The sequence below is a fragment of the Pseudomonas sp. H11T01 genome (assembly GCF_048515765.1).
GTDB lineage: Bacteria > Pseudomonadota > Gammaproteobacteria > Pseudomonadales > Pseudomonadaceae > Aquipseudomonas.
In genome coordinates this window covers 49,777-70,279 of the sequence record NZ_JBLYED010000012.1, presented here as the reverse complement: position 1 = coordinate 70,279, position 20,503 = coordinate 49,777, and the positions used below count along the sequence as shown (strand labels likewise).

The following is a 20,503-nucleotide window of genomic DNA, read 5'->3' as shown; positions in this document are numbered from 1 at the left end:
ATGAATGGGGCTAGTGGCGCATATCAGCGGCCCGCATTGCCAGCGTTTTTTGCATTCCCATGGATTCACGGCGAGACATCTCTGCGTAGGAGCTGCCGCAGGCTGCGATCTTTTCGGGAGCGCTGCTGCGGTGAGACTTGCACCAAGGACCAAGATCAAAAGATCGCAGCCTCCGGCAGCTCCTACACCTGCTCCAGCATCCACCTCACAAAATCCCGGACCTTGGGCACTTCCGCCGAATGCTCCGGGTAGGCCAGGTAATAGGCGTCGTTGCTGGGCATTGCATGCTGCCACGGGATGATCAGTTTGCCGTCGGCCAGTTCTTCTTCCACCAGAAACCGTGGCAACAGCGCCACGCCGCAGCCGACCTGGGCGGCGCGGATGCACATGTAAAAGGTTTCGAAGCGCGGGCCATGATAACTGTGTTCGGTGTGGTAACCCTGGCTGTCGAACCAGTCGTGCCAGGCCTGGGGGCGGGAGGCATTTTGCAGCAGCACCAGTTCGCTGAGTTGCGTCGGATCGGTGAATGGCTTGTCCGGCAGGCTGCCCGGTGCACACACCGGCACGAGCTCTTCACCGAACAACCTCAGGCTCTCGGTGCCGGGGCGCGAGCCCTGGCCAAAGTAGAAGGCCAGGTCGCTGCGGCCTTGCAGCAGGTCGTCGGCTTCCTGTTCGTTGCACAGGTCCAGATGGATATGCGGATGGCGCAGACGCCAGCCCTTGAGGCGCGGTACCAGCCAGCGTGCGCCGAAGGTCGATGGCGTCGAGACTCGCAGGACTTCGGTTTCACCGCCGTAGGAGCGCAGATAATGGGTCGACATCTCAACCTGGGTGAGGATTTTTCGCACCTCGACCAGGTACAGATCGCCAGCCGGGGTCATTTGCAGGCGTCGGCGAACACGGCGGAACAGCAGGTGCTGGAGCAATTCTTCCAGCTGGGCGACCTGCTTGCTGACCGCGCTCTGGGTCAGGTTCAGCTCTTCGGCGGCGCGGGTGAAGCTCAGATGACGGGTCACGGCCTCGAAGCACTGCAGCGCGGTGATCGATGGCAGGTAGCGTTTATTCAACATGGGTGGGCCCTTATTCTTGTCTCAGCGCTGCTGTGCCAGTGCAGCATGAATAAACGGAATGATATCTCGCCTAATCGTCGTTTGTTGGCAAGTCTCAGTCCGGCTACAACTAGAGGTCTGAATAGTCGCGTTCGCAGGCTACGAAATTTCTGTTTTACATGCTGAAGGAGTGACCCATGGTTGCCGCATTGCTTGATCGTCTTGGTGTAAACCCGGCCTTGTATCAGACCGGTAAACAGCCCGTGCATTCGCCGATCGACGGCAGCCAGATCGCCTCCGTGAACTGGGAAGGCGCCGCTGAAGTCGAGCAGCAGGTCAGTCGCGCAGAGCATGCGTTCGAGCTCTGGCGCAAGGTGCCGGCACCGCGTCGTGGCGAGCTAGTACGTCAACTGGGCGATATTCTGCGTGAATACAAGGCCGATCTCGGTGAGTTGGTATCCTGGGAGGCCGGCAAAATCACTCAGGAAGGTCTGGGTGAAGTGCAGGAAATGATCGACATCTGTGATTTCGCCGTCGGCCTGTCTCGTCAGCTGTACGGTTTGACCATTGCTTCCGAGCGGCCTGGCCACCACATGCGCGAAACCTGGCACCCACTGGGAGTGATCGGGGTGATCAGCGCATTCAACTTCCCGGTTGCCGTCTGGGCCTGGAACACCACACTGGCGCTAGTCTGCGGCAACGCGGTGATCTGGAAACCGTCGGAAAAGACCCCGCTGACCGCACTGGCCTGTCAGGCGCTGTTCGAGCGCGTGCTGAAGAACTTCAGCGATGCGCCGCAGTACCTCAGTCAAGTGATCATCGGCGGTCGTGATGCCGGTGAAGCGTTGGTCGACGATCCGCGCGTGGCTTTGATCAGCGCTACTGGCAGCACCCGCATGGGCCGTGAAGTGGCGCCAAAAATCGCCGCACGTTTCGCCCGCAGCATTCTTGAGCTGGGTGGCAACAACGCAATGATCCTCGGCCCAAGCGCCGACCTCGACATGGCCGTGCGGGCGATTCTGTTCAGCGCTGTTGGTACCGCCGGTCAGCGTTGCACCACTCTGCGTCGTTTGATCGCTCACGAATCGGTGAAAGAAGAAATCGTCACACGCCTCAAAGCCGCGTATTCCAAAGTGCGCATCGGTCACCCGCTGGAAGGCAATCTGGTCGGCCCGCTGATCGACAAGCACAGCTTCGAGAACATGCAGGACGCGCTGGAGCAGGCCTTGAGCGAAGGCGGCCGGGTGTTCGGTGGCAAGCGCCAACTGGAAGACACGTTCCCCAACGCCTACTACGTGTCGCCAGCCATCGTCGAAATGCCAGAGCAGAGCGATGTGGTCTGCACTGAAACCTTCGCGCCGATTCTGTACGTTGTGGGCTACAAGGATTTCGCCGAGGCGTTGCGTTTGAACAACGCCGTGCCACAGGGCCTGTCGTCGTGCATCTTCACCACTGACGTGCGTGAGGCTGAACAATTCATGTCGGCGGTGGGCAGCGACTGCGGCATTGCCAACGTCAATATCGGCCCGAGCGGCGCAGAAATCGGCGGCGCCTTTGGTGGCGAGAAAGAAACCGGTGGCGGTCGTGAGTCCGGCTCCGATGCATGGCGCGGTTACATGCGCCGCCAGACCAACACTGTGAACTACTCGCTGGAATTGCCGTTGGCGCAGGGCATCACTTTCGACTGAGTCGATTGTTTGATGATCGATCGTTCCCACGCTCTGCGTGGGAATGCAGCCCGTGACGCTCTGCGTCACAGCCGAAGCGGACGCGGAGCGTCCAAGTGAGGCATTCCCATGCAGAGCGTGGGAACGATCAACGAGGTAGGTTAGGTTTCATTTTCGGAGTCTGGCAATGCCGTTACGCGAAGAATGTCTGTGGGAAATACTGACGCCGCAAAGGCCTGACAATGCCGCGCTCAAAGGCGAGGTGACGGCGGATGTCTGCGTGATCGGCGCCGGTTTCACCGGTTTGTCGGCAGCGGTGCATTTGCTTGAACAGGGCAAAAGCGTCTGTGTGCTGGAAGCCCATCGCGCGGGGCATGGCGGCTCGGGGCGCAATGTCGGGCTGGTGAATGCCGGGATGTGGATTCCCCCGGACGAGATCGAAGCAGGTTTTGGTAAAACGGTCGGCAGCCAGCTCAATCGGATGCTCGGCGCAGCGCCATCCCTGGTGTTCAGTCTGATCGACAAATACAACATCGATTGCCAGTTACGTCGCGAGGGCACGCTGCACATGGCCCACAACGCCCGTGGCGAAGCGGATCTGCGCAGTCGAGAAGAACAATGGAAGCGTCGCGGTGCCCCGGTGGAGTTGTTGACCGGTGCTGCCTGCGAAGCCGCCACCGGCACCAAAAAAATCGCTGCTGCCTTGCTTGATCGGCGTGCCGGCACCCTGAACCCGATGGCCTACACCTCTGGTCTGGCCAAGGCTGCGGTCGCGTTGGGCGGTCAATTATTTGACCATTCGCCGGTCACTCAGCTTGAGCGTCAGGGCCAGCGCTGGTCGGTGCAGACGGCACAGGGTTCAGTGCTGGCCGAGCAAGTTGTCATCGCCTCCAACGCCTACACCGAAGGCGAGTGGACCGAACTACGACGTAACTTCTTCCCTGGTTACTACTACCAAGTGGCCTCAAAACCACTGACTGAAGAAGCGGCGAAACGGATTCTGCCCGGCGGCCAAGGCTCCTGGGATACCCGTCAGGTACTGAGCAGTATTCGTCGGGATGCCGACGGGCGTCTGCTGCTCGGTAGCCTGGGTAATGGCAATCAGAAACCGACCTGGTTCTTGAAATCCTGGGCCGACCGGGTTCAGCAGCATTATTTCCCTTACCTCAAACCGGTGGAATGGGAATACACCTGGACCGGTTGCATCGCCTTTACGCCTGATCACTTGATGCGTTTGTTCGAGCCGGCGCCCGGTTTAGTAGCTGTCACCGGGTACAACGGTCGTGGCGTGACCACCGGCACTGTGGTTGGCAAAGCCTTCGCCGATTACTTGTGTAACGGAAATCCTCAAGCCTTGCCGATTCCCTTCGCACCCATGCAGCCCTTGACCGGTGTTGGGCTGCGTAGCTGTTTGTACGAGGCGGGCTTCTCCCTGTATCACGCGGGCCAGTGCTTGCGGATCGTTATTTGATAGCTGAAATGTGTTGCTGGATGCGGCGCTTTTCAGCGAAGCGGCTAGCCTGTAGTGGTGCGGGTTGTAGCAGTCTCGCACCGAGAGTGTGCACTTCGGTGACGCATGCTGTTACAGGGTGGTTGCACGCCGTTAAGTGTCTTGGTTGCAATGATGGCACTTGCCGGTTGCGCCTTTTAAAAATAAAGGTTTCACCTTCCGCGGTTTAGACGGTTGCACGCCCAATGAAAATGGGCTCGAAACAGTCGAAATAACAATATAAGAGCGACTTTTTTCAGAATAAAAAACCTATGGCACGGCCCTTGCTCTGAGCATTCAGTGAAGTCGCAGTGCCAACTAAAAAAGAACCATGGAGCATCACCTCATGTCCCAGACGTTTTACAAAAAAGGCTTTCTGGCCCTCGCAGTGGCAACTGCGTTGGGTGTTTCTGCGTTTGCTCAGGCTGATGTCAAAATTGGTGTGGCAGGTCCAATGACCGGTCCTAGCGCTTCCTTCGGCTTGCAATACATGAAAGGCGCGCAAGCTGCGGCGGATGCAATCAACGCCAAAGGCGGCATCAACGGCGAAAAAATCGTACTGGTCCAGGGAGATGACGCCTGCGAACCGAAACAGGCTGTAGCTGTCGCGAACAAAATGGTGCAGGACAAGGTTATCGGCGTAGTTGGGCACTTCTGCTCGTCGTCGACCATCCCGGCTTCTGAGGTCTACTCCGACGCAGGCATCATCGCAATCACTCCAGGTTCTACCAACCCGGCGGTCACCGAGCGCGGCCTACCCGCCATGATGCGTATGTGTGGGCGTGATGACCAGCAAGGTATCGTCGCGGGTAACTACATCGTCGACGTCCTGAAAGGCAAGAAAGTTGCCGTCATCAACGACAAAGACACCTACGGTAAAGGCCTGGCGGACGCGACAGCCAAGCAGTTGACCGCACGTGGCGTGAAGCCGGTTCTTGAAGAAGGTCTGACCCGCGGCGAGAAAGATTTCAGCGCCCTGATCACCAAAGTCCGTTCGGTAGGGGCTGATGTCCTTTACTTCGGCGGCCTGCACCCGGAAGCCGGCCCACTGGTCCACCAACTGCGTGAGCAAGGTCTGAAGGACGTCAAGTTCATGTCCGATGACGGCATCGTGACTGACGAAATGGTCACCACTGCCGGTGGTGCTCCGTACGTCGACGGCGTGTACATGACCTTTGGCGCTGACCCGCGTCTGATTCCAGACAGCAAGACTGTCGTAGACACCTTCCGCAAGTCCGGTTACGAGCCTGAAGGCTACACCCTGTACGCCTACGCCTCGGTGCAAGCCCTGGCTGCCGGCTTCAACGGTGCCAAGACGAACAAAGGCGAAGACGCTGCTAAATGGCTGAAAGCGCACCCGGTGGAGACCGTGATGGGCAAGAAGGAATGGGATAGCAAGGGCGACCTGAAAATCTCCGACTACGTGGTTTACCAGTGGGATAAAGCGGGCAAATACCACCAGTTGGAAACACAGAAGTGAGATAAGCGCATCGCCAGCCCTGGGTCTCTCGATAGTCGTCGTGGGGCGCAGGCCTGGCTTTGATTATGGGTTCTGCAATCGTGCCGACCCGGTATTTTTCTTCTGAGCCACATGAACCCGGCCAAGTGCGCCTCACAAGGGCTCATCGACACCGGGTTCGCGGTGGCCTCTCAAGTTAGTGAGAGTGCATGATGGACGGTATTTTCCTGCAACAAGTTATCAACGGTCTGACTCTCGGGTCGGTCTACGGCCTGATCGCCATCGGCTACACAATGGTCTACGGCATCATCGGTATGATCAACTTCGCCCACGGCGAGGTTTATATGATTTCCGCGTACCTCGCGGCGATCAGCCTGGCTCTACTGTCCTACTTCGGCGTCGAATCCTTTCCGTTGTTGATCCTGGGTACTCTGCTGTTCACTGTCTTCGTGACCGGTGTGTATGGCTGGGTCATCGAGCGAATCGCTTACAAACCGCTGCGCAACTCCACCCGACTGGCACCGCTGATCAGTGCTATCGGCGTTTCTCTGATCTTGCAGAACTATGCACAGATCGCTCAGGGCTCACGGCAACAGGGTATCCCTACGCTGCTGAGCGGTGGGCTGAGATTCGAGATTGGTACTGGTTTTGTGCAGATCACCTACACCAAGATCTTTATTCTGGTCGCAGCGTTTGTCGGGATGGCCCTGCTGACCTACATCATCAAATACACCAAGTTGGGGCGCATGTGTCGTGCGACCCAGCAAGATCGCAAGATGGCCTCGATCCTCGGGATAAACACCGATCGGGTGATCTCCTACGTGTTCATCATCGGTGCCGCCATGGCTGCGCTGGCCGGTGTCTTGATCACGGTGAACTACGGCACCTTCGATTTCTACGCAGGCTTCGTGATCGGCATCAAGGCCTTCACCGCTGCGGTGCTCGGCGGGATTGGTTCGCTACCTGGCGCCATGCTCGGCGGGATCATTCTCGGCATCTCCGAGTCGCTGTTTTCCGGCGTGATCAACTCTGACTATAAGGACGTCTTCAGCTTCACGCTGCTGGTACTGATCCTGATTTTCCGTCCTCAAGGCCTGTTGGGTCGCCCACTCGTGGCGAAGGTATAAGTATGTCCGACGCTAATAACAAACCTATCGATGTCAAAAAAAGCCTGATCGACGCCGTTCTGGCCGGGTTGATTGCCCTGATTGTCTTCGGCCCGATCGTGGGCGTAGTGCTTGAAGGTTATAGCTACAACCTGCAGCCGACACGTGTGGCCTGGATGGTCGGAGCGGTGATGATCGGCCGTCTCGTCTTGAGCCTGTTCATGCAGACCGCCAGGGGCGTGAAGGTCCAGCAAAGCTTCGAAGTCACCGGCTCAGGCGTGCATGTGCTGCCACCTGATTACAAGTCGCGGCTGCGCGTGATCATCCCGGGTTTGATCGTGATCGCTATCGTGTTTCCGATCTTCGCCGACAAGTACCTGCTGACGGTGGTGATCCTTGGGCTGATCTACGTGTTACTGGGCCTTGGCCTGAACATCGTGGTCGGTCTGGCGGGTCTGCTCGACTTGGGTTACGTGGCGTTCTACGCCATCGGCGCTTATGGCCTGGCGCTGGGTTATCACTACCTTGGCCTGGGCTTCTGGACCATGTTGCCGCTGTCGGCACTCATGGCGGCGATGGCCGGATGCATACTCGGCTTCCCGGTCTTGCGCATGCACGGCGACTACCTGGCCATCGTGACCCTGGGCTTCGGTGAAATCATTCGCCTGATACTGACCAACTGGCTGTCCTTCACGGGCGGGCCGAACGGTATGCCGGTGCCATCACCGTCGGTTTTCGGTATTGAGTTCGGGCGCGTGGCGAAGGATGGCGGGATACCCTTCCATGAATTCTTCGGGACTGAATACAATCCGAACGTAAAGTTTATGCTCATCTATGGCGTGCTGTTTCTCGTCGTGATGCTGGTGCTGTACATCAAGCATCGTCTGACCCGCATGCCGGTCGGTCGTGCCTGGGAGGCCTTGCGTGAAGATGAAATCGCCTGCCGTGCCATGGGCCTCAACCACGTACTGGTCAAGCTGTCGGCCTTTACCCTGGGGGCTTCCACTGCCGGTCTGGCCGGTGTGTTTTTCGCCAGCTATCAAGGCTTCGTCAACCCGACCTCGTTCTCATTCTTCGAGTCGGCATTGATCCTCGCCATTGTCGTGCTCGGCGGTATGGGTTCGACCGTCGGTGTGGTGATCGCCGCGTTCGTGCTGACCGTCGCCCCGGAACTGCTGCGCGGCTTCGCGGAATACCGCGTGTTGCTGTTTGGCGTCCTCATGGTGCTGATGATGATCTGGAAACCGCGGGGCCTGATTCGTATCAGCCGTACCGGTGTGACCCCACGTAAAGGAGTGGCGCCATGAACGATGAAGTCATTCTCTCGGTAGAAAACCTGATGATGCACTTTGGCGGGATCAAAGCCCTGAGTGATGTCAGCCTGAAGATCAAACGCAACTCGATCTCTGCCCTGATTGGCCCCAACGGCGCTGGCAAGACCACTGTGTTCAACTGCCTGACTGGCTTCTACAAGGCCACGGGTGGCCGCATTCAGCTCAATAGCCGGGGCACCAGCACCAATGTGATCAAGATGCTGGGTGAGCCGTTCAAGGCGACCGATTTCGTCTCGCCCAAAGCGTTTGGCAGCCGTCTGTTCTACAAAATGTTCGGCGGCACGCACCTGATCAATCGTGCGGGGCTGGCGCGGACGTTCCAGAACATTCGTCTGTTCCGGGAAATGTCGGTATTGGAAAACCTGTTGGTGGCCCAGCACATGTGGGTCAATCGCAACCTGATGGCGGGGATTCTCAATACCAAGGGTTACCGCAAAGCCGAAAGCGACGCGCTGGACCATGCATTCTATTGGCTGGAAGTGGTGGACCTGGTGGATTGCGCCAACCGTTTGGCCGGGGAACTGTCCTACGGTCAACAACGGCGTCTGGAAATCGCCCGGGCCATGTGCACGCGGCCGCAGATCATTTGTCTGGACGAACCGGCTGCCGGCCTCAACCCGCAGGAAACCGAAGCCCTGAGCAAGATGATTCGGTTACTGCGCGACGAACACGACCTGACCGTAGTGCTGATCGAACACGACATGGGCATGGTCATGAGTATTTCCGATTACATCGTGGTACTTGATCACGGCAACGTAATTGCCGAAGGTGGTCCGGACCAGATCCGCAACGATCCGAAAGTGATTGCTGCGTACCTGGGTGCTGATGAAGAGGAGTTGGTATGAACGAACCGATCCTCGAACTAAAAGAGATCGAAGTGTTTTACGGGCCGATTCAGGCGCTGAAAAAAGTATCGTTGCACATCAACGAAGGTGAAACCGTCAGCCTGATCGGCTCCAACGGCGCCGGCAAGTCGACGCTGTTGATGTCGATCTTCGGTCAGCCGCGGGCCAGCAGTGGGCAGATCATCTATCGCGGTGTCGACATCACGCACAAGTCCTCGCACTACATCGCCTCCAACGGCATTGCGCAGTCGCCGGAAGGGCGGCGGGTGTTCCCCGACATGACCGTCGAGGAAAACCTGTTGATGGGCACCATCCCCATCGGTGACAAGTTCGCCACGCAAGACATGCAGCGCATGTTCGAGCTGTTTCCGCGACTCAAGGAACGTCGCAATCAGCGTGCCATGACCATGTCCGGCGGCGAACAGCAAATGCTGGCTATCGCTCGGGCACTCATGAGTCGACCCAAGTTGCTGCTGCTCGATGAACCGTCGCTCGGGCTGGCGCCGATCATCGTAAAGCAGATCTTCCATACCCTGCGTGAGCTGGCCAAGAGTGGGATGACCATCTTCCTGGTGGAGCAGAACGCCAACCATGCGCTGAAATTGTCGGATCGGGCATACGTGATGGTCAACGGTAAAATCCGCTTGACCGGCACCGGCGAAGAGCTGTTGGTCAACGAGGAGGTGCGCAACGCCTATCTCGGCGGTCACTAAGCCATCGAGGTCATCAAAAACGCCCTGACGTGCTCCGCGTGTCAGGGCGTTTTTTGTGTGTACGACAGCCAACCGGTCCGAGGTTTTTCGGGTGTCTATAGCGTTTCGGGAAATTGTGGAAAACAAATTTAACAACCTGTTAAAGCGCGACATAAAGCCGCTGCAAATAGTTGTTTTGTCACGGTTTTGACTTGTCCCCGTTTGCTGTGGAGCTGGCTGTGGGTAACGTGGGAGTAGCTGGCTGAAAGCCTTGATGGGCGTGGTCTGTAGCGTTGTGGTTGTTTTTTGATCAGGCGTTTTTACGTAGCTTGGAATGGGGGTTGTCAACCCTTTTATTGTCACAGAAAGACGGCCGAAAAAGCGTGATGAAGCCTGTGGATAAGTCTGTGGTTAAACTCTGGAAAGACTCCGCAAGGTGGCGTAATTACTGGCTTGGCGCCATCGCCCTGAAGACTGAGTAGTCGCCTCGTTTCGAAACTGCTACATGTGGCGCTCTGTGGGTCAAGCAAAAAACTTGCAGATTCGCGCTACAGGCCCTGTGGATAGTGGCTTTGAGCGTTTTGCACTTGCCCCCAAAGACTGTGGACGGGGCTGTGGATAAGGTGCGTGCAATTGGCTGTAGGCCACGGCGGGTATGGTTTTGAATCGAGTGATCAATTTTTGTACAGGGTTCGCGCTCTTCGTAGCAGCTGCCGAAGGCTGCGTCCGGCTGCGAAGCAGTCGCAAATAGACTGGATGCGTTTATCCAGCATCTATTGAGTCGTCAGGATTGCGATCGCTCCGCGACCGGACGCAGGCTTCGCCAGCTGCTACAGGGAATCTGCGTGTTGTTGATTTCCCGCACACCAGTTGCCGCTACGACGCTGGCCGGGCATGCTGCCAGTTGATTTTCTATTCCAATGGCTGCTTGAAGCCCAGCAAGGAGAACACGATGTCCAACACCCTGTTTATTACCGGCGCGACCGCAGGTTTTGGTGAAGCCTGCGCCCGTCGTTTTGCCGAGGCCGGCTGGTCATTGGTGCTGACAGGCCGTCGTGAAGAGCGCCTCAACGCCTTGTGCGCCGAGTTGTCAGCGCAGACCGAGGTCCATGGACTGGTGCTCGACGTGCGTGATCGCAAGGCCATGGAGGACGCGATTGCCAACCTGCCGCCGTCCTTCGCCAAACTGCGCGGGCTGATCAACAATGCAGGCCTGGCCCTGGGCGTCGATCCGGCCCCCAAGTGCGATCTGGACGACTGGGACACCATGGTCGATACCAACATCAAAGGCCTGATGTACAGCACTCGCCTGTTGCTGCCACGGCTGATCGCCCACGGCCGCGGTGCCGGGATCATCAACCTGGGCTCCATTGCCGGTAACTACCCGTACCCGGGCAGCCACGTCTATGGCGCGACCAAAGCCTTCGTCAAACAGTTCTCGCTGAACCTGCGCTGCGACCTGCAAGGCACTGGTGTGCGGGTGACCAACATTGAGCCGGGCCTGTGTGAAAGCGAGTTTTCGCTGGTGCGCTTTGCCGGTGATCAGGCCCGCTACGACGCCACCTACGCTGGCGCCGAACCGATCCAGCCGCAGGACATTGCCGAGACGATTTTTTGGGTCCTCAACACCCCGGCCCACATCAACATCAATAGCCTTGAGCTGATGCCAGTGAGCCAGACCTGGGGTGGTTTCGCCATCGAGCGCGGGGCAAAGGCCTAAGACCGAGTCGGTCGAGCGCGACCCCGGTTCATCGCGAGCAAGCCCGCTCCCACACTGGACCAGTGTCGATCACAAGTTATGTGATCGACGAATATCTAATGTGGGAGCGGGCTTGCTCGCGATAGCGGTCTGACAGTCAGCCGAAATATTCGATCAGACCGCGATAACAGGTTGCCAGATGATAAGGCGTGGTCGATGGCATATCCCGGCGGCTGACGGTACCGGTCGCATCCAGGCACTCATACCAACCACCGGCATGCAGAAATCGCTGTTGCAGTGCCTTCAATTGGCGGTTGAGCAGCGCCTGGCTGTCAGGACGCAACGTCAGGGCGCGCAGGTACTCCGCTTGAGCCCAGATCCGCTGTGTGCCGTCGCGAACCGTACCATCGATATCCAGCATGCCGCTGACAGTGCCGGTTTGCGGGTCGACACCGACCTGTTCGGCATAGACGAAGGCGCGCTCCAGCGAAGTGTGCAGAGGCGTGCCTTTGAGCCGCGGGGAAGACTCGAGCAGAAAGAACCACTCGAACTGATGCCCCGGTTCGAACCAGTTATCCACAGCCCCCAGCGGTTTTTCCATCATCACACCGTGCTGACGGTCGATGAAGCGCCTTTGCATGGCATCGCACAACGTGCCGAGTGCAGATTGCACGGCAGCGTCTTCGCGAACCGCGAGAGTGGCGAGGAAGGCTTCGGCCAGATGCATCAACGGATTCTGCAATGGCCCGGATTTGAGTGCTGACCAGTCCCGATCGAGGCTGGCTTCATACAATCCGTCGTCCGTGGCGAAGCGCTCGGCCACCACTTCCAGGGCGGCGTTGAGCACCGATTCCACCAGCGGCTCGCGAACCTTGTCCCAGTAATGGGCGCAGGCAAAGATGATGAACGCGTGGGTGTAGAGGTCTTTGCGTTTGTCCAGCGGCGCGCCATGGGCGTCGATGCTGTAGAACCAGCCACCATGCTCGGCATCGTGGAAATGTCGCTGCAACGAGCGGAACAACGCGCCTGCGCGGTCCTGGGCGGTGGGTTCGCCGGGTTCGCCGATCAGGCTTGAAAACAGGTACAACTGCCGCGCGCAAGCCATGGCCCGGTAGCGTTGTGGCGGCAATGGCCGATGTTCGGCGTCCAGCGCTTCATAGGGCAGCGCCAATTCTGCATTCCAGCCGGGACCTTGCCAGAGCGGCACAATCACGTCATGGAAGTGCTGCTGCACAGCAGCAAACAGGGCAGTCAATTCAGGCTGGGAGGCGGAGCTGGAAACATCGGGCATCGGCTGGCGTCGTCACGGCGGGGGTGTTTGCGCGACATGGTAGCAGAGAGGTTGCCTTGAGAGCGGCTGTGTCTTTCAGACCGCCAATCGCGAGCAAGCCCGCTCCCACACTAGACCCGGTTCAGCCGCTAGACTTTCGACCAACACAAATCAAATGTGGGAAGGGCCGGGCGACGTTCGCTTGCTCGCGATGAGGCCAGAGCAAACACTAAAGATTCAACCCGCCAACAACCAAACCCCAGTCGCCGCCGACGCTGCCCCGGCCAGCCGAACCAGTGGCGCCGCCGCTTGCGGCAATACACGCACTACCGCGTAACCGGCCGCATGCAACACAGCGGTAGCAGCAACGAAACCCGCCGCATAAGCCCAAGGGCTGGACATATCCGGCAGCTCCAGACCATGCGCCACGCCATGAAACAGTGCGAACAGCGCCGTCGCACCCATCGCCAGGCTCAACGGCGGACGTACCGCCAATGCCACGGCCAGACCCAACGCCAGCACCGAAGCGGCGATCCCGCTTTCCAGTGCCGGCAAGTTAAGTCCTTCAAAACCCAACATGCCGCCGATCAACATCGTGCCGACAAAGGTGCACGGCAGTGCCCAGCGCGCAGTGCCTTGTTGTTGCGCGGCCCACAGACCGACCGCGAGCATCGCCAGCAAATGATCGAGGCCACCAAGCGGGTGGCTGATACCCGCGATCAAACCGTTGTCGCCATGGCCGGGGTGGGCGAAGGCGAGGGTTGGGGTGAGGAATAGGGCGACGGCACCGAGAAGGCGTTTGAGAGTCATGAATAGGCTTCCTTGTTGATGTTCTTTGTTAATGCTCTTTGTTAATAAAGGCATCATCAGGCTGCGATCAGCAGCCCCTGGCGTTCAATAAAGGCAATGATCGCCTCGAGCCCGAGGCCGGTTTTCTGGTTGCTGAAGACGAACGGCTTATCCCCGCGCATACGTTTGGTGTCGCTGTCCATCAGCTCCAGGGACGCGCCCACCAGCGGCGCCAGGTCGACTTTGTTGATCACCAGCAGGTCGGATTTACAGATCCCCGGGCCGCCCTTGCGTGGCAGCTTGTCGCCGGCCGAGACGTCGATCACATAGATCGTCAGGTCGGACAATTCGGGGCTGAAGGTTGCGGATAGGTTGTCGCCACCGGACTCCACCAGAATCAGGTCCAGGCCTGGGAAACGCCGGTTGAGTTGATCGACCGCTTCCAGGTTGATCGAAGCATCTTCACGAATCGCCGTGTGCGGACAACCGCCGGTTTCCACGCCGATGATCCGCTCCGGCGCCAGCGCCTCGTTGCGCACCAGAAAGTCAGCGTCTTCGCGGGTGTAGATGTCGTTGGTGACCACCGCCAGGTTGTAGCGCTCGCGCAGGGCCAGACACAGGGCCAGAGTCAGGGCGGTCTTGCCGGAGCCGACCGGGCCGCCGATACCAACGCGCAACGGTTGTGCGTTCATGTGTTTCTCCTAAGAGCGGAATAAACGGCTGTACTGGCGCTCATGGGCCATACACGCCAGGGACAGGCCGAAAGTGGCGCTGCCGTAATGGTGGGGAGCGATGTTCGAAGCGTTTTGCTGAGCCTGTTGCAGCAACGGCAGCAGTTCGCTGGTGAGACGTTGAGCGGCTTGCTGGCCGAGGGGCATGGTCTTCATCAGCACGGCCAATTGGTTTTCCAGCCAGCTCCACAGCCAGGCGGCCAGCGCATCCTGCGGGCTGATCTGCCAGGCGCGGGCGGCCAGCGCCCAGCCGAGCGCCAGATGCGGTTCGGGACGCTGTGCGAGAAAGTCCCGGGCGGGGCCGTCGAGTTCCGGTAAGCCATTGAGCAGTTGTTGCAGGGAATAGCCCATTTGCCGGCTTTCCTGGTGTAATTCGCGGGTCTCGCGGCTGGCGCGGTGTTGTTCGCAGAGCTGCAGCAATGCTGCCCAATCGTCGTTAGCCGCGGCGGTGCAATGGGCGAGCAATAGCGGTGCTTCGAAACGCGCCAGATTGAGCAGCAACTGATCGCTGATCCAGCGTCGGGCCGTTGGCGGGTCGATCACCCGCGTTTGCTCTACGGCCATTTCCAGGCCTTGGGAATAGCTGTAGCCACCAATCGGCAGTTGCGGGCTGGCCAGGCGCAACAAGGCCCAGGCTGGGTTCACGTCCGTACGCCGAACTGGTGCAGGCGCGGCGGGTAGTTGAAATCCTCATCGCCGTGCCGTGAATGGTGATGACCACCGCCATAGGCACCGTGTTCCGGCTGGAACGGCGCCTCGAGGGTTTCGGTGTGGGCGCCAAGCTGTTCAAGCATGGCTTTGAGCACGTAGTCATCGAGCAGACGCAGCCAGCCATCGCCGACTTGCAGCGCAACATGCCGATTACCCAGGTGATAGGCGGCGCGGGTCAGTTCAAACGCATTGGCGCAGGTGACATGCAGCAGTTGTTCGGGGCGAGCGCAGACGCGAACGATGCGCCCGTCTTCGGCTTGCAGGCACTCACCGTCATGCAAGGGTGGCTGACCGCGCTCCAAAAACAGCCCGACGTCTTCACCGTCGGCACTGAAACAGCGCAGACGGCTTTTGCTGCGCGCCTCGAAATTCAGGTGCAGCTCGGCGGCCCAGAGGGGTTGAGGGTCGATTCTGCGATGAATCACCAGCATTGGAAGGCTTCCAGCAAAGGACAATGCTCAGGCTAGAGCAAGGGGCTTGCCAATCGGGCTGGATGTAGGAAATTCCTGTCGGAGCGTAGCGTGCGCTAGAAAAAGGTGCGCAGGATTTGGAAGTTGAGGGGTGTATTTGGTGCGAAGAAAGAGTTCATGCACCATTTTGAAGCGGTGTGATGTCCTGTGGGAGCCGGGCTTGCCCGCGAAGACGCCGGGGTCGCGCCCGACTGACGCGATCTGTCTGGTACACCGCAGCGCCTGCTTCGCGGGCAGGCCCGGCTCCCACAGGTACCGTGTTGTTAGCTAACAGCTATTCTGTGCTTCCCAGCCCCTGCCAATGCTTCAACCCGATAAATATAAAGCGCAGTTGCTGGGTGATTTTCGCCTGTGGCGTGAGGTGTTCGGGCAGCGCTTCGGCAGGAGGATCGATGATGTCCGGCAGGGTGGCGAACACGCTTTTGACGATCAAATCGGCCATGACCGTCAGGCCGGCGATGTCGAGGTGTTGCAGTTTTGGCATCAGGGTCAGATCCGCTGCCAAGTCGCAGCTGATGTTTTCCCGCAGGGCGGCGATCGCCTGACGTACTGGCAGAGAGCCGCCATATTGTTCGCGGGCGAGAAACAAGAATTGCGAGCGATTGGCTGCAACCACATCGAGAAAGATCCGCACCGAGGCATCGATGATGCCGCCCATAACGAACTCGTTATGTCGTACCAGGCGGATGGTTGCACGGAAGGTCTGGCCGACTTCGCTCACCAACACAAGGCCAAGCTGATCCATATCGGCAAAGTGTCGGTAGAAGCCTGTGGGAACGATCCCGGCAGTTTTCGCCACTTCGCGCAGGCTCAGGCTGCCGAATCCTCGGCCGCATTCCATCAAATGGCGAGCAGCGTCCATCAGGGCGTTGCGGGTCTGTTGTTTCTGTTCGGCGCGGGGCAGCATCGGGTGGCTGATTTCTGATCAAGGACAGCGGTGCACTCTAGCAAATCAACTTTGCCGACGTCGAACTTGAGTAGCGCAGATAAGCAGATAAAACGGAGGGTGGAACGCGAAAGTGCTACTTATACAAAGTCAAAGCCCGATCCAGGGATCGGGCTCTTTTCCGGGCCGCCATGGGCTTAGCTCACGGCGCTGTTGCGTTCGATTACACGATCACCACCACCTTCGGCAAGGGCTTGACCTTGTGGGGTGCGATCGTAGCCATCTTGTACCAGGCCTTTCTCTTCAAGGCGTTCACGGCCACCTTCGGCGAGGGTTTGACCTTGTGGAGTGCGGTCACTGCCACCTTCGGCTAGGGTTTGACCTTGTGGAGTGCGGTCACTGCCACCTTCGGCTAGGGTTTGACCTTGTGGAGTGCGGTCACTGCCACCTTCGGCAAGGGTTTGACCTTGTGGGGTACGGTCGCTGCCACCTTCGGCGAGGGTTTGACCCTGTGGAGTGCGGTCACTGCCACCTTCGGCCAGGGTTTGAGGGAACACTGAATAGCTGGCTTTCACTTGAGGAGTGGCTTGCTCGGCTGCTGGCAATGCGAAAGCATTGGCGGCCAGTATCGAGAGGGTCAGGCTAAGCAGTACATGGCGTTTCATAATGGGTTGCTCCTTGGGAGGGCGATAAAGTGGGTACGAAGCTAATGTTACTCGCGCTAAATCGATATAAAAGTTCATAAGGACAATGGTAATAATCAACAGAATTGATGGTTCTGCGAAAACGCTCTAGAACGGGCGTTTTCGTCGAGCGTTTTTGCATCGAGGTGGGTATTTTCGACCCGCTCGCGCTTCGCAAAAGTGCGGGGCGGTAACAGAAATCTGTCTGATTGGTCAGAAAGCCGTCGATGTTTGGGTTTGAATTGGCCTCGGTGTTAAACCTACGGGCCATTTGCCAGTCGTAGTTTCCATAGTGGGTCGATTCCAGGCCTGCCGTTTCATACGTGCGTCGCAGTTCGGGCGCTCAGCCGTAATCAGGAGCCCTGTGCAATGACGCGCACGCGTAAAACTCTCGTCTGGACTGTCGCCAGTCTGGTTGTTCTGCTAGCCCTACTGGTTCTGATCATCGCGTTCTTCGATTGGAACCGGATCAAACCGCCGCTCAATGCCAAGGTCTCTGAAGAGCTGCACCGCCCCTTTGCCATCAACGGAAACCTGGCGGTGATTTGGCAGCGCGAGCCTGCCGAAGGCGGGTGGCGGGCCTGGGTGCCGTGGCCGCATGTGGCGGCAGAAGACCTGAGCCTGGGCAACCCGGACTGGTCGAAGAGCCCGCAAATGGCCAGCCTCAAACGCGTCGAATTGCGCATTTCGCCGCTGGCATTGCTGGCCCGCAGGGTGGTGATCCCGCGTATAGATCTCACAGAGCCCAATGCCACTCTGGAGCGTCTGGCCGATGGTCGCGCCAACTGGACCTTCCAGTTCGACCCAAAGGATCCAAACGCCGAGCCTTCCCGTTGGGTGATGGACATAGGTGCCATCGGTTTCGACAAAGGCCATGTCACCCTCAACGATCAACGTCTGAAGACTGAGCTGGACCTACTGATCGACCCCTTGGGCAAGCCGATTCCGTTCAGCGATATCGTCGGCGACAAGGCAGCGAAAAAGGCACTCGAGAAGGGTTCCGCGCCGCAGGATTACGCGTTTGCCTTAAAGGTTAAAGGCCAATACCACGGTCAGAATCTTGCCGGTACCGGCAAGATCGGGGGGTTGCTGGCTTTGCAGGACGCCACCAAGCCATTCCCGCTGCACGCCCAGGCCAGGATCGCTGACACCAGCGTCGAACTGGCGGGCACCCTGACAGACCCGCTCAATCTCGGCGCGCTGGATCTGCGTCTGAAACTGGCCGGCGCCAGCCTGAGTCACCTTTATCCGCTGACTGGCGTGACACTGCCGGACTCACCGGCCTATGCCACCGACGGTCACCTGATCGCCAGCCTGCGCGAGCCCGATGGCGCGTCATTTCGTTATGAAGAATTCAACGGCAAGATTGGCAGCAGCGACATTCACGGCAATCTGACCTATGTCGCCAGTAAACCGCGACCCAAACTCAGCGGTGCGCTGGTCTCCGATCAGTTGCTGTTCGCTGACCTCGCGCCGCTGATTGGCGCCGACTCGAACGCCAAGCAACAAGCCCGTGGTGGCGAAAGCAAGCAACCGGCGACCAAAGTGCTGCCGGTCGAAGAGTTTCGTACCGAGCGCTGGCGCGATATGGATGCGGATGTCGAGTTCACCGGTAAACGTATTGTCCACAGTGAGAAGCTGCCGTTCACCGATCTCTACACTCACCTGATTCTCAATAATGGCCAACTGAACCTTGAGCCACTGCGTTTTGGCGTGGCCGACGGCACGCTGGATGCGCAGATTCGTCTTGACGGACGTGCGGCACCACTGGAAGGACGGGCGAAACTGACGGCGCGCAACTTCAAACTCAAGCAACTGTTCCCGACGTTCGAACCGATGAAAACCAGCTTTGGCGCGCTCAACGGTGATGCGGATATCACGGGGCGCGGCAACTCGGTGGCAGCGTTGCTGGGGACCGCCAATGGTGATCTGAAAATGCTGATCAACGATGGCGCCATCAGCCGGGAACTGATGGAGCTCGCTGGGCTTAACGTCGGTAACTACGTGGTCGGGAAAATATTTGGCGATAAGGAAGTGAAGATCAACTGTGCTGCGGCGGACTTTGACATCAAGACCGGGTTGGCCACGACCCGCTTGTTCGTCTTCGATACAGAAAACGCGATCGTCTATATCGACGGCACGGCCAACATGGCCAGCGAACAGCTTGATTTGACAATCACCCCTGAGTCCAAGGGCATGCGCCTGCTCTCGCTGCGTTCGCCGCTGTATGTGCGCGGGCCATTCATCAAGCCAAATACCGGTGTGAAAGGGGTGCCGTTGATGTTGCGCGGCGCGGGAATGGTGGCGCTGGGCGTGATTGCCGGACCTGCAGCAGGCTTGTTGGCCTTGGTAGCGCCGAGCGGTGGGGAGCCGAATCAGTGCGCGCCGTTGTTGGAGCAAATGAAGGCGGGCAAGGCCCCGGTGACGGTTAAACCAACCCGGTGATTGATGGCCTGGCGGAGACTACCTGTGGGCCTGACTCAATGGACGGTCGGGGTAGAAGTAGCGTCATGGGCTTGTCATGTTGGTTGCCGATGCTGGCTCATTCCCCTGCCATTACGTCTAGGATGGGGAGCTCAGCTCAGTTCAGGGACGCACGCCTATGTCGCAAGAATCCGCCACGCGTTATCCATTGGTGTTGGTCCCGGGGATGTTGGGGTTTATCCGCTTGCTGCTCTACCCATACTGGTACGGGATTGTTTCAGCCTTGCGCCGTGGTGGGGCGACGGTGATTGCAGTGCAGGTCTCTCCACTCAACTCCTGTGAGGTGCGCGGTGAGCAGTTGTTGATACGCATCGAAGAGATTCTGCGCGAAACCGGCGCCGCCAAAGTCAATTTGATCGGCCACAGCCAAGGGGCGCTGACGGCTCGTTATGCTGCCGCGAAGCGCCCGGACTGGGTGGCTTCAGTGACCTCGGTGGCGGGGCCCAATCATGGGTCGGAGCTGGCGGATTACCTGCACACCCATTACCCCGGCAACACCCCGCTCGGGAGGGTGCTGACCGTTGTGGTGCGAATGATCGGGGCGCTGATGAGCTTCCTGGAAACCGGTTATCGCGGGCCGAAATTGCCTGTGGATATCCACGCTTCACACCAATCGCTCACCAGCGTGGGTGTGGCGCTGTTCAACCGTCAATACCCGCAAGGCTTGCCCGACACCTGGGGCGGGCACGGCGCCGAAGTGGTTAACGGTGTGCGCTATTACTCCTGGTCCGGGACCTTGCAACCGGGCAAGACCGATCGCGGGCGTAACCTGTTCGATGGCACCCACCGCACTTGCCGGCTGTTTGCCAAAACCTTCGTCCACGAATCCGGGCACTGCGATGGGATGGTCGGACGCTACAGCTCCCATCTGGGCACGGTGATCGGCGATGAGTATCCGCTCGATCATTTCGACATCGTCAACCAATCGCTAGGGCTGGTGGGCAAGGGCGCCGAGCCGATCCGGTTGTTTGTCGAGCATGCGCAGCGGTTGAAGATGGCGGGTTTGTAGTTGCGTTTCTTCAGATTAACCGCGTTATCGTTCATCGCGAGCAAGCCCGCTCCCACATTAAATCTTCGGTGTGCACGCAATAGGTGCTCAAAGCAGATCTAGTGTGGGAGCGGGCTTGCTCGCGATAGCG

At 58.7% G+C, this 20,503-nt stretch carries 18 protein-coding genes; 10 read left to right on the top strand and 8 right to left on the bottom strand.

Annotated features, from left to right (window positions below):
- Positions 1–182 precede the first annotated feature (182 nt).
- A complete protein-coding gene (locus tag ACN1C3_RS17450; RefSeq protein WP_419117016.1) occupies positions 183–1,070 on the bottom strand; it encodes a LysR family transcriptional regulator in 888 nt (295 codons plus the stop codon).
- A gap of 176 nt (positions 1,071–1,246) precedes the next feature.
- On the opposite strand from ACN1C3_RS17450, the gene ACN1C3_RS17445 reads away from it, so the two are divergent.
- The 8 genes from ACN1C3_RS17445 (at position 1,247) to ACN1C3_RS17410 (ending at position 11,361) form a co-directional block, all read left to right on the top strand.
- A complete protein-coding gene (locus ACN1C3_RS17445; RefSeq protein WP_419117015.1) occupies positions 1,247–2,737 on the top strand; it encodes an aldehyde dehydrogenase family protein in 1,491 nt (496 codons plus the stop codon).
- Positions 2,738–2,903: 166 nt separating this feature from the next.
- Positions 2,904–4,187, top strand: a complete 1,284-nt coding sequence (locus ACN1C3_RS17440; protein ID WP_419117014.1) for an NAD(P)/FAD-dependent oxidoreductase — start codon at positions 2,904–2,906, stop codon at positions 4,185–4,187.
- 364 nt (positions 4,188–4,551) lie between these two features.
- Positions 4,552–5,685, top strand: coding sequence for an ABC transporter substrate-binding protein (locus tag ACN1C3_RS17435; protein WP_419117013.1), 1,134 nt, complete (start codon positions 4,552–4,554; stop codon positions 5,683–5,685).
- A gap of 191 nt (positions 5,686–5,876) precedes the next feature.
- Positions 5,877–6,791 (top strand): ABC transporter permease subunit, encoded by a 915-nt coding sequence (locus ACN1C3_RS17430; RefSeq protein WP_419117148.1) that lies wholly within the window; start codon positions 5,877–5,879, stop codon positions 6,789–6,791.
- A gap of 2 nt (positions 6,792–6,793) precedes the next feature.
- Positions 6,794–8,077 carry a high-affinity branched-chain amino acid ABC transporter permease LivM gene (gene livM, locus ACN1C3_RS17425; protein WP_419117012.1) on the top strand — a complete coding sequence of 428 codons (1,284 nt, stop codon included), beginning with the start codon at positions 6,794–6,796 and terminating at the stop codon, positions 8,075–8,077.
- Positions 8,074–8,949: an ABC transporter ATP-binding protein gene (locus ACN1C3_RS17420; RefSeq protein WP_419117011.1), complete on the top strand. Its 876-nt coding sequence runs from the start codon at positions 8,074–8,076 to the stop codon at positions 8,947–8,949. The genes livM and ACN1C3_RS17420 overlap by 4 nt, the downstream gene beginning before the upstream one ends.
- The gene (locus tag ACN1C3_RS17415) at positions 8,946–9,662 is read left to right on the top strand and encodes an ABC transporter ATP-binding protein (protein ID WP_419117010.1); all 717 of its coding nucleotides are present in this window, start codon (positions 8,946–8,948) and stop codon (positions 9,660–9,662) included. Before ACN1C3_RS17420 ends, ACN1C3_RS17415 begins: the two co-directional genes overlap by 4 nt.
- A gap of 931 nt (positions 9,663–10,593) precedes the next feature.
- On the top strand, positions 10,594–11,361 hold the full coding sequence (locus ACN1C3_RS17410; RefSeq protein ID WP_419117009.1) for an SDR family oxidoreductase: 768 nt from the start codon (positions 10,594–10,596) through the stop codon (positions 11,359–11,361).
- 136 nt (positions 11,362–11,497) lie between these two features.
- On the opposite strand, the gene ACN1C3_RS17405 is transcribed toward ACN1C3_RS17410, so the two are convergent.
- From ACN1C3_RS17405 to ACN1C3_RS17375, 7 genes are all read right to left on the bottom strand, one after another.
- Entirely contained in the window at positions 11,498–12,631 is a 1,134-nt protein-coding gene (locus tag ACN1C3_RS17405; protein WP_419117008.1) for an AGE family epimerase/isomerase, read from the bottom strand.
- A 216-nt stretch (positions 12,632–12,847) separates the two neighbouring features.
- Positions 12,848–13,420 carry a HupE/UreJ family protein gene (locus tag ACN1C3_RS17400; RefSeq protein WP_419117007.1) on the bottom strand — a complete coding sequence of 191 codons (573 nt, stop codon included), beginning with the start codon at positions 13,418–13,420 and terminating at the stop codon, positions 12,848–12,850.
- 56 nt (positions 13,421–13,476) lie between these two features.
- Positions 13,477–14,091, bottom strand: a complete 615-nt coding sequence (gene ureG, locus ACN1C3_RS17395) for an urease accessory protein UreG (RefSeq protein WP_419117006.1) — start codon at positions 14,089–14,091, stop codon at positions 13,477–13,479.
- A gap of 9 nt (positions 14,092–14,100) precedes the next feature.
- On the bottom strand, positions 14,101–14,775 hold the full coding sequence (locus tag ACN1C3_RS17390; RefSeq protein ID WP_419117005.1) for an urease accessory protein UreF: 675 nt from the start codon (positions 14,773–14,775) through the stop codon (positions 14,101–14,103).
- A complete protein-coding gene (ureE, locus tag ACN1C3_RS17385; RefSeq protein WP_419117003.1) occupies positions 14,772–15,272 on the bottom strand; it encodes an urease accessory protein UreE in 501 nt (166 codons plus the stop codon). The genes ACN1C3_RS17390 and ureE overlap by 4 nt, the downstream gene beginning before the upstream one ends.
- Before the next feature lie 313 nt (positions 15,273–15,585).
- Positions 15,586–16,218, bottom strand: a complete 633-nt coding sequence (locus ACN1C3_RS17380) for a TetR family transcriptional regulator (protein WP_419117002.1) — start codon at positions 16,216–16,218, stop codon at positions 15,586–15,588.
- A gap of 176 nt (positions 16,219–16,394) precedes the next feature.
- A complete protein-coding gene (locus ACN1C3_RS17375) occupies positions 16,395–16,862 on the bottom strand; it encodes a hypothetical protein (RefSeq protein ID WP_419117001.1) in 468 nt (155 codons plus the stop codon).
- A 387-nt stretch (positions 16,863–17,249) separates the two neighbouring features.
- Between ACN1C3_RS17375 and ACN1C3_RS17370 the strand changes: the two genes are divergently transcribed.
- Entirely contained in the window at positions 17,250–19,325 is a 2,076-nt protein-coding gene (locus ACN1C3_RS17370; protein WP_419117000.1) for an AsmA family protein, read from the top strand.
- Positions 19,326–19,482: 157 nt separating this feature from the next.
- Positions 19,483–20,373, top strand: a complete 891-nt coding sequence (locus ACN1C3_RS17365; RefSeq protein WP_419116999.1) for an esterase/lipase family protein — start codon at positions 19,483–19,485, stop codon at positions 20,371–20,373.
- Positions 20,374–20,503: the final 130 nt, after the last annotated feature.

What these genes read in the sequence shown, in the direction of transcription:
- ACN1C3_RS17415 (WP_419117010.1), top strand. Translation starts at nt 8,946, where the DNA reads ATGAACGAACCGATCCTCGAACTAAAAGAGATCGAAGTGTTTTACGGG.
- ACN1C3_RS17370 (WP_419117000.1), top strand. Translation starts at nt 17,250, where the DNA reads ATGACGCGCACGCGTAAAACTCTCGTCTGGACTGTCGCCAGTCTGGTT.
- ACN1C3_RS17405 (WP_419117008.1), bottom strand. Translation starts at nt 12,631, where the DNA reads ATGCCCGATGTTTCCAGCTCCGCCTCCCAGCCTGAATTGACTGCCCTG.
- ACN1C3_RS17400 (WP_419117007.1), bottom strand. Translation starts at nt 13,420, where the DNA reads ATGACTCTCAAACGCCTTCTCGGTGCCGTCGCCCTATTCCTCACCCCA.
- ACN1C3_RS17380 (WP_419117002.1), bottom strand. Translation starts at nt 16,218, where the DNA reads ATGCTGCCCCGCGCCGAACAGAAACAACAGACCCGCAACGCCCTGATG.
- ACN1C3_RS17440 (WP_419117014.1), top strand. Translation starts at nt 2,904, where the DNA reads ATGCCGTTACGCGAAGAATGTCTGTGGGAAATACTGACGCCGCAAAGG.
- ACN1C3_RS17435 (WP_419117013.1), top strand. Translation starts at nt 4,552, where the DNA reads ATGTCCCAGACGTTTTACAAAAAAGGCTTTCTGGCCCTCGCAGTGGCA.
- ureG (WP_419117006.1), bottom strand. Translation starts at nt 14,091, where the DNA reads ATGAACGCACAACCGTTGCGCGTTGGTATCGGCGGCCCGGTCGGCTCC.
- ACN1C3_RS17450 (WP_419117016.1), bottom strand. Translation starts at nt 1,070, where the DNA reads ATGTTGAATAAACGCTACCTGCCATCGATCACCGCGCTGCAGTGCTTC.
- ACN1C3_RS17410 (WP_419117009.1), top strand. Translation starts at nt 10,594, where the DNA reads ATGTCCAACACCCTGTTTATTACCGGCGCGACCGCAGGTTTTGGTGAA.
- ACN1C3_RS17420 (WP_419117011.1), top strand. Translation starts at nt 8,074, where the DNA reads ATGAACGATGAAGTCATTCTCTCGGTAGAAAACCTGATGATGCACTTT.
- ACN1C3_RS17430 (WP_419117148.1), top strand. Translation starts at nt 5,877, where the DNA reads ATGGACGGTATTTTCCTGCAACAAGTTATCAACGGTCTGACTCTCGGG.
- livM (WP_419117012.1), top strand. Translation starts at nt 6,794, where the DNA reads ATGTCCGACGCTAATAACAAACCTATCGATGTCAAAAAAAGCCTGATC.
- ureE (WP_419117003.1), bottom strand. Translation starts at nt 15,272, where the DNA reads ATGCTGGTGATTCATCGCAGAATCGACCCTCAACCCCTCTGGGCCGCC.
- ACN1C3_RS17375 (WP_419117001.1), bottom strand. Translation starts at nt 16,862, where the DNA reads ATGAAACGCCATGTACTGCTTAGCCTGACCCTCTCGATACTGGCCGCC.
- ACN1C3_RS17445 (WP_419117015.1), top strand. Translation starts at nt 1,247, where the DNA reads ATGGTTGCCGCATTGCTTGATCGTCTTGGTGTAAACCCGGCCTTGTAT.
- ACN1C3_RS17365 (WP_419116999.1), top strand. Translation starts at nt 19,483, where the DNA reads ATGTCGCAAGAATCCGCCACGCGTTATCCATTGGTGTTGGTCCCGGGG.